The following is a 12875-nucleotide window of genomic DNA, read 5'->3' as shown; positions in this document are numbered from 1 at the left end:
TCCTTACGGTAACAGGCTCTTGACGTCGATAGGCTTGGCTTCGTTCTCTGCTTCGCCTTTATCTTTGCCGTCGATTGCCATACCCGCCATCCGGTAGAAGTTATATTCCGGGTATTTGCCCGGACCGGAAATCAGCAGATCCTCTTTTTCGTACACCAGATCCTGACGTTTGTATTCGCCCAGTTCGAAGTCCGGGGTCAACTGAATCGCCGTGGTCGGGCACGCTTCTTCGCACAGGCCGCAGAAGATGCAGCGTGAGAAGTTAATGCGGAAAAATTCCGGATACCAGCGGCCATCTTTGGTCTCCGCTTTTTGCAGAGAGATACAGCCTACCGGACAGGCTACCGCGCACAGGTTACAGGCAACGCAGCGCTCTTCACCGTCCGGGTCGCGCGTGAGCACGATACGACCACGGTAACGGGGCGGTAAATAGACCGGCTCTTCCGGATACATCCGCGTTTCGCGTTTGGCGAACGCATGCAGGCCGATCATCCAGATACTACGTACCTGAGTGCCGAAACCTACTAATAATTCTTTTAAGGTCATGGTCTTTGTGTCCCTTATTGCGCCTGCCACAGAATGACAGCCGCCGTTACCAGCAAGTTGATGAGCGTCAGCGGCAGGCAAACTTTCCAGCCGAAGGACATTACCTGGTCATAACGCGGACGCGGTAACGACGCACGAATCAAAATGAACATCATCATGAAGAACGCGGTTTTCAGCGCGAACCAGACGAATGGCGGTAAGAACGGGCCATGCCAGCCACCGAAGAACAACGTTACCATCAGCGCGGAAACGGTGACGATGCCGATGTACTCCCCCACGAAGAACAAACCGAATTTCATCCCGGAATATTCGATGTGGTAACCGTCCGCCAGTTCCTGCTCGGCTTCCGGCTGGTCAAACGGGTGACGGTGACAGACCGCTACGCCCGCGATGGCGAAAGTAACAAACCCAAAGAATTGCGGAATCACGTTCCACAGATGCGCCTGGTTATTGACGATATCGGTCATATTAAATGAACCGGCCTGCGCCACCACGCCCATCAGGGAAAGACCAAGAAACACTTCGTAGCTCACCGTCTGGGCAGACGCGCGCATCGCGCCGAGCAGCGAGTATTTGTTGTTACTCGACCACCCGGCGAACAGTACCGCGTAAACCGCCAGACCGGCCATCATCAGGAAGAACAAAATCCCGATGTTTAAATCGGCCACCACCCAATTAGGGCTAACCGGCACAATGGCGAAGGAGAGCAGCAGCGAAGTAAACGCGATCATCGGCGCCAGGGTAAAGATGACGCGATCCGAGAATTTCGGGATCCAGTCTTCTTTAAAGAACATCTTGATCATATCCGCGACCAGCTGGAGCGAGCCGCCCCAGCCAACGCGGTTTGGTCCATAACGGTTCTGGAACAGACCCAGCAGACGACGTTCGCCAAAGCTCATGAAGGCCCCGCAGGTGACGACCACCAGCAGAATCACCACCGCTTTGAGAATGCTCAGCAGGATCTCAATCAGATCCGGTGTAATCCAACTCATTGTTGCGCCTCCCGCAGATCTTCAAGACGCGCGCCAGCCAGAACCGGCGCGATGCCAGGCATACCCATCGGCAGCCCTACCTGCCCTGCCGCTAACCCTTCAGAGATTTCAACCGGCAGCGTCACCGTATTGCCATCGTAGCTAAAGGAGACGCGCGTCCCGGCATTGACGCCCAACTTCGCGGCATCCGCCGGGTTAAGTTTGATATACGGCTGCGGCATACGGCTCTGGAAGACCGGAGAACGCTGAGACAATTCGTCGCTGCCAAACAGGTGGTAATACGGCGCAATACGCCACTGACCGTCCTGCGCCTGGAAGCTTGCCGGCACGGTAGTGAAATAATCCAGACCGCCCTCAGTCGCTTCAATCAAACGCACGCCCGGATCGCCGTGACGCAGTTTGCCGCCCACTTCATCCTGGAATTTGTTCCACGCCTGCGGGGAGTTCCAGCCCGGCGCCCAGGCGAACGGAATTTCAGATCGCGGGGCAGTCGGTTGGTTATTCCCTTCCATTGAGAAGGCGAACATGGTGTCTTTATCCTGCGGCTGACGTGGTTCATGCACGCTGATATTGGCGCGCATCGCCGTACGACCGCTGTAACGATGCGGTTCGCGCGCCAGCTTCTGCCCACGAATGCGGAAGGTCGCATCCGGCGCGGCGTCTTTAATGCCGGCAAATTGCGGCATGGCGGCAATGACCGCGTCGATCACGTGGTCAAGCTGAGTCCAGTCCACTTCGCGGTTTTCGACGGTGCTGTGCAGCGAATGCAGCCAGCGCCAGCTTTCCAGCATAATCGTCTTGTTATCGTAGTAGGCCGGATCATAAACCTGGAAGAAGCGCTGCGCGCGGCCTTCGTTGTTGATGACCGTACCATCGCTTTCGGCGAAGCTTGCCGCGGAAAGCACCAGATGCGCGTTTTCCATAATCGCCGTGCGCTGATGGTCAACCACCATCACCAGCGGCGCTTTGGCGAGCGCGGCGTTCACGCGCGTAGCGCTTGCATGACGGTGGAGATCGTTTTCCAGCACCACCACCGCGTCCGCGCTGCCGGTTTCCAGCTCGCCCAACGCATCGTCAAGCGAACCGCCGCCCATCATTCCCAGCCCCATGCTGTTCACGGAGCGAGCAATCATAGTAATACCGACGTCGGCGCCACGGCCTTTCAGCGCTTTCGCCACGTTGGCGGCCGCCTGAATCACCTCACTGCTACCGGCGTTAGTGCCGGAGATAATCAGCGGTTTTTTCGCGCCGGCCAACGCCTGCACAATGACATCAATTTTGTTTTGCAAGTCGCTGTCGATACCGTCAACCGCAGGCGCTGTATTGTCCAGCGCATGGGCAATCGCAAAGCCCAGGCGCGCCTGATCTTCCACCGGCGCGCGATAGGTCCAGGCGGCGATATCATCCAGACGGGTGTCGTCCACGTTGGTCACGAACAGCGGATGTTTGGCACGCTGGCCGATGTTAAGGATGGCCGCAATCTGCCAGTCGGCCACTTTCTGCGCCGCCGCCATTTCACGCGCTTTACCTTTCACCGCCTGGCGTACCGCCAGCGCAACGCGCGCGCCGGTCTGAGTGACATCCTCACCCAAGACCAGTACCGCGTCATAAGATTCGATCTCCCGCAGCGCCGGGGTGTAAATTCCGCCTTCACGCAGCACTTTCAGCGCCAGTTGCAGACGTTCCTGCTCGCCGCGCGCGATACCGGTGTAGAAGTTTTCCGCACCAACCAGCTCACGCAGCGCAAAGTTGCTCTCAATGCTGGCGCGTGGCGAACCGATACCGATCACTTTCTTCGACTGGCGCAGAATATCCGCCGCGCCCTGCATCGCCTGCTCGGCGTTGAGAGTAATAAAGTCGTCGCCACGGCGCTGAACCGGCTGACGCGGACGGTCTTTCAGGTTCACATAGCCATAGCCGAAACGACCGCGGTCGCAGAGGAAGTAGTGGTTAACGGTACCGTTGTAACGGTTTTCGATACGGCGTAATTCGCCATAGCGCTCGCCCGGGCTGATGTTACAGCCGATGGAACACTGCTGGCAGATGCTCGGCGCAAACTGCATGTCCCATTTACGGTTGTAACGCTCGGAGTGCGTTTTATCGGTGAAGACGCCGGTCGGGCAAATCTCGACCAGGTTACCGGAGAATTCGCTTTCCAGCGTACCATCTTCCGGACGCCCGAAGTAGACGTTGTCATGCGCGCCATAGACGCCCAGATCGGTGCCGTCGGCATAATCTTTGTAGTAACGCACACAACGGTAGCAGGCGATGCAGCGGTTCATTTCGTGCGAGATGAACGGCCCCAGATCCTGGTTGCGGTGGGTACGTTTGGTGAAACGGTAGCGACGGAAACTGTGCCCCGTCATCACGGTCATATCCTGAAGATGGCAGTTACCGCCCTCTTCACAGACCGGACAGTCGTGCGGGTGGTTAGTCATCAGCCACTCCACCACGCTTTCACGGAACTGTTTCGCTTCTTCGTCGTCAATAGAGATAAAGGTACCGTCGGTGGCTGGCGTCATACAGGACATCACCAGGCGACCACGCGTATCTTCCGCGTTTTGGTATTGCTTCACCGCACACTGGCGGCAAGCACCGACGCTTCCCAGCGCCGGGTGCCAGCAAAAATACGGAATATCAAGGCCGAGGGACAGACATGCCTGTAGCAGGTTGTCCGCGCCGTTGACCTCATATTCTTTGCCGTCTACATGAATCGTAGCCATTAGCATGCTTCCAAATTAAAAATCGTTAACTCACCAGCGCTCTTTGAGCAGGTTCGGCTGAATACCATTGATTAAATGGGTATTGCTGAACGGCTGCTTGATGCCAGCTTCGAATTCTTCGCGGAAATACTTAATTGCGCTTTGCAGTGGCTCAACCGCGCCCGGCGCATGCGCGCAGAAGGTTTTACCCGGTCCGAGGAAACGACACAGTTGCTCAAGTGTCTCGATATCCCCCGGCTGGCCTTCGCCACGCTCCAGCGCGCGCAGAATTTTCACGCTCCACGGCAACCCGTCGCGGCATGGCGTACACCAGCCGCAGGATTCGCGGGCAAAGAACTCTTCCAGGTTACGCACCAGCGACACCATGCCGATTTCGTGGTCTACCGCCATCGCCAGCGCGGTGCCCAGACGGCTGCCTGCTTTACCGATGCTTTCGAACTCCATCGGCAGGTCAAGATGCGCCTCGGTCAGGAAGTCGGTTCCCGCCCCGCCCGGTTGCCAGGCTTTGAATTTCAGGCCATCGCGCATACCGCCCGCGTAGTCTTCGAGGATCTCGCGCGCGGTGGTGCCGAACGGTAATTCCCACAGGCCCGGATTCTTCACGCGGCCTGAGAAGCCCATCAGCTTGGTACCCGCATCTTTGCTTTTCGAAATGTTCTGGTACCACTCCACGCCGTTGGCGAGGATTGCCGGGACGTTGCACAACGTTTCGACGTTATTCACACAGGTCGGTTTGCCCCATACGCCGGAGGTCGCAGGGAAGGGCGGCTTGGAGCGTGGGTTCGCGCGGCGGCCTTCGAGGGAGTTAATCAGCGCCGTTTCTTCACCACAGATGTAACGCCCTGCCCCGGTGTGGACAAACAGTTCAAAGTCGAACCCGGTGCCCATGATATTTTTGCCAAGCAGCCCGGCCTCGGTTGCTTCAGCAATCGCACGGCGCAGATGTACAGCCGCTTCGATATATTCGCCGCGCAGGAAGATGTAACCACGATACGCTTTCAGCGCGAACGCGGAGATCAGCATACCTTCCACCAGCAGGTGCGGCAGCTGTTCCATCAGCAGACGGTCTTTATAGGTGCCCGGCTCCATTTCATCGGCGTTACACAGCAGGTAACGGATGTTCATGGATTCATCTTTCGGCATCAGGCTCCACTTCAGACCGGTGGAAAAGCCCGCGCCGCCGCGCCCTTTCAGACCGGCGTCTTTTACCTGGCTGACGATTTCATCCGGAGACAGGCCGGTCAGCGCCTTACGCGCGCCTTCGTAGCCGTTTTTGCTACGATATTCATCCAGCCAGACCGGCTGTTTGTCATCGCGCAGACGCCAGGTCAGCGGGTGGGTTTCGGGAGTACGGATAACGTTTTTCATTTATACCGCTCCAGTAGTTCAGGAATGGCTTCCGGGGTCAGATGGCTGTGAGTATCCTCATCAATCATCATGTTCGGCCCTTTATCGCAATTCCCCAGGCAGCAGGTCGGCAGCAGCGTAAAGCGACCATCAAAGGTCGTCTGCCCCGGTTTGATGTTGAGATTTTTTTCCAGCGCGGCCTGAATCCCCTGATAGCCGGTGATATGGCACACCACGCTGTCGCAGTAGCGAATCACGTGGCGACCGACCGGCTGACGGAAGATCTGGCTGTAGAATGTGGCGACGCCTTCGACGTCGCTCGCCGGAATACCCAGCACATCGGCAATAGCGTAGATCGCGCCGTCCGGCACCCAGCCACGCTGCTTCTGAACGATTTTCAGCGCTTCAATGGACGCCGCACGCGGGTCTTCGTAGTGGTGCTTCTCGTGCTCTATCGCTTCACGCTCTGCCGCACTCAGCTCAAAAGCCTCGGTTTGTGGTTGTTGATTCTCGTGCATAATTAGCGGTCCACATCTGACATAACAAAATCGATACTACCCAGATAGACAATCAGGTCGGAAACCAGGCTACCGCGGATCGCCGAGGGAATCTGCTGCAGGTGCGCAAAGCTCGGCGTGCGCACGCGGGTACGGTAGCTCATAGTGCTGCCGTCGCTGGTCAGGTAGTAACTGTTAATCCCCTTCGTCGCTTCCACCATCTGGAAGGACTCCTGCGCCGGCATCACCGGGCCCCAGGAGACCTGCAGGAAGTGGGTGATCAGGGTTTCGATATGTTGCAGCGTGCGCTCTTTCGGCGGCGGCGTGGTCAGCGGGTGATCCGCTTTGAACGGGCCTTCCGGCATGTTATCGAGGCACTGCTGAAGAATGCGCAGACTCTGGCGCAGCTCTTCCACTTTCAGCATCACGCGGGTATAGCAGTCGGAAACGCCGCCGCCCACCGGCACTTCAAAGTCAAAGTTTTCGTAGCCAGAGTATGGACGCCATTTACGCACGTCGAAGTCGATCCCGGTCGCGCGCAGCCCTGCGCCGGTGGTGCCCCACTCCAGCGCCTCTTTCGCGCCGTAAGCGGCAACGCCCTGCGAACGCCCTTTCAAAATGGTGTTACGCAGCGCGGCTTTCTCGTAAGAATCCAGACGCTTCGGCATCCACTCAAGGAACTCTCGCAGCAGGCGATCCCAACCGCGCGGCAAGTCGTGCGCGACGCCGCCGATACGGAACCAGGCCGGGTGCATACGGAAACCGGTAATGGCTTCCACCAGGTCATAAATTTTCTGCCGGTCGGTAAAGGCAAAGAAGACCGGCGTCATCGCGCCGACGTCCTGAATAAAGGTCGAGATGTACAGCAGATGACTGTTAATGCGGAACAGTTCGGAGAGCATCACGCGGATGACGTTCACACGATCCGGGACGGTGATCCCTGCCAACTTTTCTACCGCCAGCACGTACGGCATTTCATTGACGCAACCACCGAGATATTCGATACGGTCGGTATAGGGAATGTAGCTATGCCAGGACTGGCGCTCGCCCATTTTTTCGGCGCCGCGGTGGTGATAACCGATATCCGGCACGCAGTCGACGATTTCTTCACCGTCAAGTTGCAGGATAATACGAAACGCACCGTGCGCGGACGGGTGGTTCGGGCCGAGGTTGAGGAACATAAAGTCCTCGTTGTCAGTCCCGCGCTTCATCCCCCAGTCTTCCGGCTTAAAGGTCAGCGCTTCCATCTCCAGATCCTGCTTAGCTTTGGTCAGCTCAAACGGGTCGAATTCGGTCGCGCGCGCCGGATAATCTTTACGCAGCGGATGGCCTTCCCAGGTTTGCGGCATCATGATGCGCGTCAGGTGCGGGTGGCCTTCGATATCAATGCCAAACATCTCCCAGGTCTCACGCTCGTACCAGTTGGCGTTAGGGAAAAGTTTAGTGAAGGTCGGCACGCGCAGGTCGTTTTCAGACAACGCCACCTTGAGCATGATATCGCGATTACGCTCAATGGAAATCAGGTGGTAGAAAACGGAAAAATCCGCGGCGGGTAACCCGTCACGGTGCGTACGCAGGCGTTCATCCATGCCGTGTAAGTCAAACAGCATGACGTAAGGTTTCGGCAGTTTCTTTAAGAAATCGCCAACCTCCAGTAGTTGTTCACGCTTGACCCAAACAACGGGGATACCGGTGCGGGTCGCCTGAACGGTAAAGGCATCCGGCCCAAAACGGTTGCGCAGTTCGCCGATAACCGGATCATCAAGATGATCGCGGGTACTCCATGCAGCGTCTTGCGCGGTTAAGTCGGTCATATTGTTCACCATTGCAAATGGTCCGTGGTGGTCGGCAGTGCTTCGCGCTATTAAAATAGTGGTTAGCGAAGTGAAGTGCTGCTGCCGACAGGCGCAAATTAAATCTCGTCCGGGGTACGCAGGTTCGTGACGGCAATACGCTCGCCGCGTTTACGTTCGCGTTCTGGCTGCATATTGGCGCGATACACGCCCTGATCGCCCACCACCCATGAGAGCGGACGGCGCTCTTTGCCAATCGATTCTTGCAGCAGCATCAACGCCTGCATATACGCTTCCGGACGCGGCGGACAGCCAGGGATATACACATCCACCGGGATAAACTTATCAACGCCCTGCACTACCGAATAAATATCGTACATGCCGCCGGAGTTGGCGCAGGCGCCCATAGAAATGACCCATTTTGGCTCCAGCATTTGGTCATACAGACGCTGAATAACCGGGGCCATTTTGGTAAAGCAGGTACCGGCCACCACCATCAGGTCAGCCTGACGTGGCGACGCACGCAGCACTTCCGCGCCGAAACGGGCGACGTCATGCACTGCGGTAAAAGAGGTCACCATCTCTACATAGCAGCAAGAAAGGCCGAAGTTGTAGGGCCAAATTGAGTTTTTACGGCCCCAGTTAACCATGTCATGCAGTTTGCCCATGAACACGTTTTTGTTAACTTCCTGCTCCAGGGGGTCAGTTACGATCTCCTGTTTTTGCAGGGGGTAACGGTCATTCTCACCGTTAGGATCTATGCGGGTGAGCGTATAATCCATCTTAATGCCTCGCGGTTAGCGTTGACGATTAGCGATACTGTTCGTTTCCGGGTTCATACGCTCGCGGCGTGAACGCGCGGGCGTCCAGTCCAACGCGCCAATACGCGCCAGATAAACCAGACCAGCCAGTAACACAAAAATAAAAATTGCAGCTTCCACAAAGCCAACCCAGCCGCTTTCGCGGATAGAAGTCGACCATGCGAACAGATACAGCGCTTCAACGTCGAAGATAACGAAGAACATGGCTACCAGGTAAAACTTGGCAGACAAGCGTAAGCGGGCGGTGCCGACCGAGTCGATACCTGATTCAAACGGAACGTTCTTGTGCCTCGCGCGTGCGCGACCGCCCAAAAACCAACCGCCTACCAGCATCAGGCAGCACAGGCCAATGGCAACGATAAGAAAGATAGCGAATGCCCAGTGATGAGCGATGACTTCAGTGGATGTTGACATACTCATTGCTTACTCATCAAAAGTAGCGCCAGTTTCTCTGCTCTTTACGGCAGATGGGCGCCACATCGATTCATGGGGAGGAATAAAAAAAACCCTACAATTACTGTAGAAAATGATAAAAACAGCTAATTGATGTGGTTTTTTACTCCTTTCTATAACCTTTTGTCAACTTTAACAAAAGTTCCTTCACATTAATTTACATCAATTCATCATCATTAACATTAAGTGCCATCCTGGAGAAAATGACTCTTCGACCAGGGGGGATTTTATGTTGTTGAATCGTGTCCGTTGTGAAGCAAAAGAAATAACACACACCTATTTTGACAGGAATTTGTGAAGATGCCTCCCCCTAAATGGGAGTATTTTCTTGATCTGTGACACGCTTTTGTTAATTCACCCCCTAAAACAGCAACAATTTCTCTAGTTTTTTAACATGCAAATTCATAAAATGGATGTTCTGGTTATTTTTTACCCACATTGAACTGCGAATCGCTACTGGCTGATTTACCGCAACTTTTACAATTTGTGCGGTTAAGCGCGTACAGATGGGCACAAAAAAAGAGCCACTGAGCGTTTTTTCATCGCCAGCGGCTCTTTTTTACATTTACGACTTAGCGCCTTTTGCCTGCGAGCTACTCAAAACCCCCTTCCACCATCAGCGGATCATCTCCGCCCTCTGCAGAAAACTGGTTGTAATGCCATGGGTTTTGATAGCTTTCCATCGCATGGAAAATCACCATCGCCAGCTCGTTCTGGCTATTGGGATCGCGGCACAACAGATATTCCGTATCCGGCAAAGGCGGTAATCCGTCTGCCGCGCCCAGCACGCGAAGGTCGGGACTCATCATTTCGACAGGTCGAGCCGTTACGCCAAGACCGGCTTTAACGGCCGCGCGTACCGCCGGTAATGTAGACGCCACATAGGCCAGCCGCCAGGGAATACCCGCTGCATTTAGCGTCTCCAGCACCATATCGCGGAATGGGCTGGGATCGTCCAGCAGGACTAATGGTACGGGCTCTCCCCTTTGCAAAACATACTCAGCCGCACAATACCAATGGGTGGGCGAGGTCCGCAAATTCAGACAGTCCAGCGAATGAGGTTGGTTAGTCGTCACCACCAAATCTACTTCCTGCGATTTAACCATGTCCACCATATAGGCGTTGCGTTTTACCCGTACATCAAGCGCGAGTTTCGGATAAACCGAGCTGATTCGGCTAAGCAAAAAAGGCAGGATAGTATCAGCTGATTCATCAGAAGCGCCGATTGTTAACACTCCCTGAAGATTACTGAACATTAATGATGAACACGCCTCATCATTAAAACGCAGGATTTTTCTGGCGTACCCCAGAAGCTGGATACCGTGTTCGGTCAAAAGTTTGTTACGACCATGGCGGGCGAACAATTCCTTTCCCACGAGTTGCTCAAGACGCTGCATTTGCTGACTGACCGCAGACTGAGTACGACATACCGCCGCCGCCGCCGCGGCGAAGGTGTTCAGATCGGCAACGGCCACGAACGTTCTCAGCAGATCGAGATCGAGGTTAATTATCGGACGATTTGCATTTATCATAATTTTTCACTTACTGGCGGGTCATATCGGGCTGACCTGGTTAATGCTGTGCATTCAGAAACAAGCAATTCCATTTGTAATGTGCATCCTTCGCAGTACCGCCTGGTTACCCAGGTAAATGTTAGAATGTAATTGAAAATACGACCAAAACACTTCTCTTACTTACTGATATAATACCAAATGCAACTGATTGGGATATATCAAAGAGAATGTGTCATACCTTTAGGCGTCTACAGATTTCTGCTAATGATGGACGTGTAAATCTTGTAACAAGCGTCAAATAGTTTACCGAGACGCACAGATACAAAAACAATATATTGAACAATAGGTTATGTATAAAATCGCGTCATGATAATTAGCAGACAACGCAGACTACGCCCCCGTTTCGGATCATTATCTTAACCTAAAACCGCTATATTTATAAGTATTATTACGAATAATCTTAACCTTGGATATGTTATACTAATCGGACCAGAAAGATATTATTACGACTTTAGTAAATGCTTTTTAAATATTAAATAATAATTAATTAAGATTTCTACCATTCATTAATTATACTTAACAATAGTTTCACACCCCCCGCCGCCGGAAAGGTCTAACCTTCTCATTTTACCTTTAATACTCAGTATTTCCGAAATAGCCAGCGCGACACTAATGATGAATGCTTATCTCTCATAAAACAGATAATTTCTGACAACATAAAAAACCACATTACGCGCAATCATATAGAATAAAACACTACACATACAGACAAAAATAGAAAATGCATCTAACCAAATGATTTTATGAAGTTTTAAACAGCACGAAAGCGCGTTAAAAATAAACAAAATCTTCTTCTGTTCACTCTTCAAAACTCACCGTCGTGGGAGTACATTGTTTCGTGCTGACTTCCACGGCAGGGAGTGGCAATAACAGCTAAAAGGTCAAGATTCATGTCCCCCATTGAAAAATCCAGCAAACTCGAAAATGTCTGTTATGACATTCGTGGCCCCGTTCTGAAAGAAGCGAAACGCCTTGAGGAAGAAGGTAATAAAGTTCTTAAACTGAATATCGGCAACCCCGCCCCCTTCGGATTCGAAGCGCCGGACGAAATTCTGGTCGATGTCATTCGTAATTTGCCGACGGCGCAAGGATATTGCGACTCGAAAGGGCTTTATTCCGCCCGTAAAGCGATTATGCAGCATTATCAGGCCCGTGGAATGCGCGATGTAACCGTGGAAGATATCTATATCGGTAACGGCGTTTCCGAGCTGATCGTTCAGGCGATGCAGGCGTTGCTTAACAGTGGCGATGAAATGCTGGTTCCCGCGCCCGATTATCCGTTATGGACAGCGGCGGTATCGCTCTCCAGCGGCAAGGCGGTACATTATCTTTGCGATGAATCTTCCGACTGGTTCCCGGACCTTGACGATATCCGCGCCAAAATCACCCCACGTACGCGTGGTATTGTCATTATTAATCCAAACAACCCTACTGGCGCCGTCTATTCTAAAGAATTGTTGATGGAAATTGTCAACATTGCGCGCGAGCATAATCTCATCATCTTCGCCGATGAAATTTATGACAAGATTCTCTATGACGATGCCGAGCATCACTCTATCGCCGCACTGGCGCCTGATCTGCTGACCATCACCTTTAATGGTTTGTCTAAAACCTATCGCGTCGCCGGCTTCCGCCAGGGCTGGATGGTGCTGAACGGGCCGAAAAAACATGCGAAAGGCTATATTGAAGGGCTGGAGATGTTAGCCTCAATGCGCCTGTGCGCCAACGTCCCGGCGCAACATGCTATTCAGACCGCGCTCGGCGGCTATCAAAGCATTAGCGAATTTATTCTGCCGGGCGGTCGACTGTATGAACAGCGTAACCGAGCCTGGGAGTTGATTAACGATATTCCCGGCGTTTCCTGCGTAAAACCGCGCGGCGCGTTGTACATGTTCCCCAGGATCGACGCTAAACGTTTTAATATTCACGACGACCAGAAGATGGTGCTGGACTTCCTGCTACAGGAAAAGGTGCTGCTGGTGCAAGGTACCGCCTTTAACTGGCCGTGGCCGGATCACTTCCGCATTGTGACGCTACCGCGTGAAGATGACCTGGAGATGGCCATCAACCGCTTTGGGCGTTTCCTCTCCGGTTACCATCAATAATCTTAAATTCAGGCTACTTCGGTA

The 12875-nt window shown here is 53.6% G+C and carries 11 protein-coding genes; 1 reads left to right on the top strand and 10 read right to left on the bottom strand.

The genetic code is table 11. The features are described from left to right. Positions 1 to 3 precede the first annotated feature (3 nt). The 10 genes from nuoI to lrhA all read right to left on the bottom strand — a co-directional run bounded on the left by nuoI (position 4) and on the right by lrhA (position 10704). Entirely contained in the window at positions 4 to 546 is a 543-nt protein-coding gene (gene nuoI, locus ACLD3P_RS18295; protein ID WP_000172747.1) for an NADH-quinone oxidoreductase subunit NuoI, read from the bottom strand. 14 nt (positions 547 to 560) lie between these two features. Beyond that, entirely contained in the window at positions 561 to 1538 is a 978-nt protein-coding gene (gene nuoH / locus ACLD3P_RS18290; protein ID WP_000118515.1) for an NADH-quinone oxidoreductase subunit NuoH, read from the bottom strand. Further along, on the bottom strand, positions 1535 to 4261 hold the full coding sequence (nuoG, locus tag ACLD3P_RS18285) for an NADH-quinone oxidoreductase subunit NuoG (protein ID WP_001518099.1): 2727 nt from the start codon (positions 4259 to 4261) through the stop codon (positions 1535 to 1537). The genes nuoH and nuoG overlap by 4 nt, the downstream gene beginning before the upstream one ends. Before the next feature lie 30 nt (positions 4262 to 4291). After that, a complete protein-coding gene (gene nuoF, locus ACLD3P_RS18280; RefSeq protein ID WP_000800048.1) occupies positions 4292 to 5629 on the bottom strand; it encodes an NADH-quinone oxidoreductase subunit NuoF in 1338 nt (445 codons plus the stop codon). Next, the gene (gene nuoE, locus ACLD3P_RS18275) at positions 5626 to 6126 is read right to left on the bottom strand and encodes an NADH-quinone oxidoreductase subunit NuoE (RefSeq protein WP_000545038.1); all 501 of its coding nucleotides are present in this window, start codon (positions 6124 to 6126) and stop codon (positions 5626 to 5628) included. The genes nuoF and nuoE overlap by 4 nt, the downstream gene beginning before the upstream one ends. A gap of 2 nt (positions 6127 to 6128) precedes the next feature. Continuing rightward, entirely contained in the window at positions 6129 to 7931 is a 1803-nt protein-coding gene (gene nuoC, locus ACLD3P_RS18270; RefSeq protein ID WP_000247855.1) for an NADH-quinone oxidoreductase subunit C/D, read from the bottom strand. Positions 7932 to 8017: 86 nt separating this feature from the next. Further along, on the bottom strand, positions 8018 to 8680 hold the full coding sequence (nuoB, locus tag ACLD3P_RS18265) for an NADH-quinone oxidoreductase subunit NuoB (RefSeq protein ID WP_000386728.1): 663 nt from the start codon (positions 8678 to 8680) through the stop codon (positions 8018 to 8020). Positions 8681 to 8695: 15 nt separating this feature from the next. Next, entirely contained in the window at positions 8696 to 9139 is a 444-nt protein-coding gene (gene nuoA, locus ACLD3P_RS18260) for an NADH-quinone oxidoreductase subunit NuoA (RefSeq protein ID WP_000062993.1), read from the bottom strand. A gap of 394 nt (positions 9140 to 9533) precedes the next feature. Then, positions 9534 to 9686, bottom strand: coding sequence for a hypothetical protein (locus ACLD3P_RS18255; protein WP_001121022.1), 153 nt, complete (start codon positions 9684 to 9686; stop codon positions 9534 to 9536). A 79-nt stretch (positions 9687 to 9765) separates the two neighbouring features. Next, a complete protein-coding gene (gene lrhA / locus ACLD3P_RS18250) occupies positions 9766 to 10704 on the bottom strand; it encodes a transcriptional regulator LrhA (protein ID WP_000606288.1) in 939 nt (312 codons plus the stop codon). 932 nt (positions 10705 to 11636) lie between these two features. Here lrhA and alaA point away from each other — a divergent pair. Beyond that, complete coding sequence (alaA, locus tag ACLD3P_RS18245; protein ID WP_000074540.1) at positions 11637 to 12851, top strand: alanine transaminase AlaA; 1215 nt, start codon at positions 11637 to 11639, stop codon at positions 12849 to 12851. The last annotated feature ends 24 nt before the right edge of the window (positions 12852 to 12875 follow it).

The organism is Salmonella sp. 741265073_HBA, from assembly GCF_046569105.1.
Classification (GTDB): domain Bacteria; phylum Pseudomonadota; class Gammaproteobacteria; order Enterobacterales; family Enterobacteriaceae; genus Salmonella; species Salmonella enterica.
Note: the sequence above shows the minus strand (reverse complement) of the source record. Positions and strands in the feature narration are given on the sequence as shown.

Bases quoted from the DNA above. Each gene is read 5' to 3' on its own strand.
- nuoI (WP_000172747.1), bottom strand. From the start codon at position 546: ATGACCTTAAAAGAATTATTAGTAGGTTTCGGCACTCAGGTACGTAGT.
- nuoH (WP_000118515.1), bottom strand. From the start codon at position 1,538: ATGAGTTGGATTACACCGGATCTGATTGAGATCCTGCTGAGCATTCTC.
- nuoG (WP_001518099.1), bottom strand. From the start codon at position 4,261: ATGGCTACGATTCATGTAGACGGCAAAGAATATGAGGTCAACGGCGCG.
- nuoF (WP_000800048.1), bottom strand. From the start codon at position 5,629: ATGAAAAACGTTATCCGTACTCCCGAAACCCACCCGCTGACCTGGCGT.
- nuoE (WP_000545038.1), bottom strand. From the start codon at position 6,126: ATGCACGAGAATCAACAACCACAAACCGAGGCTTTTGAGCTGAGTGCG.
- nuoC (WP_000247855.1), bottom strand. From the start codon at position 7,931: ATGGTGAACAATATGACCGACTTAACCGCGCAAGACGCTGCATGGAGT.
- nuoB (WP_000386728.1), bottom strand. From the start codon at position 8,680: ATGGATTATACGCTCACCCGCATAGATCCTAACGGTGAGAATGACCGT.
- nuoA (WP_000062993.1), bottom strand. From the start codon at position 9,139: ATGAGTATGTCAACATCCACTGAAGTCATCGCTCATCACTGGGCATTC.
- lrhA (WP_000606288.1), bottom strand. From the start codon at position 10,704: ATGATAAATGCAAATCGTCCGATAATTAACCTCGATCTCGATCTGCTG.
- alaA (WP_000074540.1), top strand. From the start codon at position 11,637: ATGTCCCCCATTGAAAAATCCAGCAAACTCGAAAATGTCTGTTATGAC.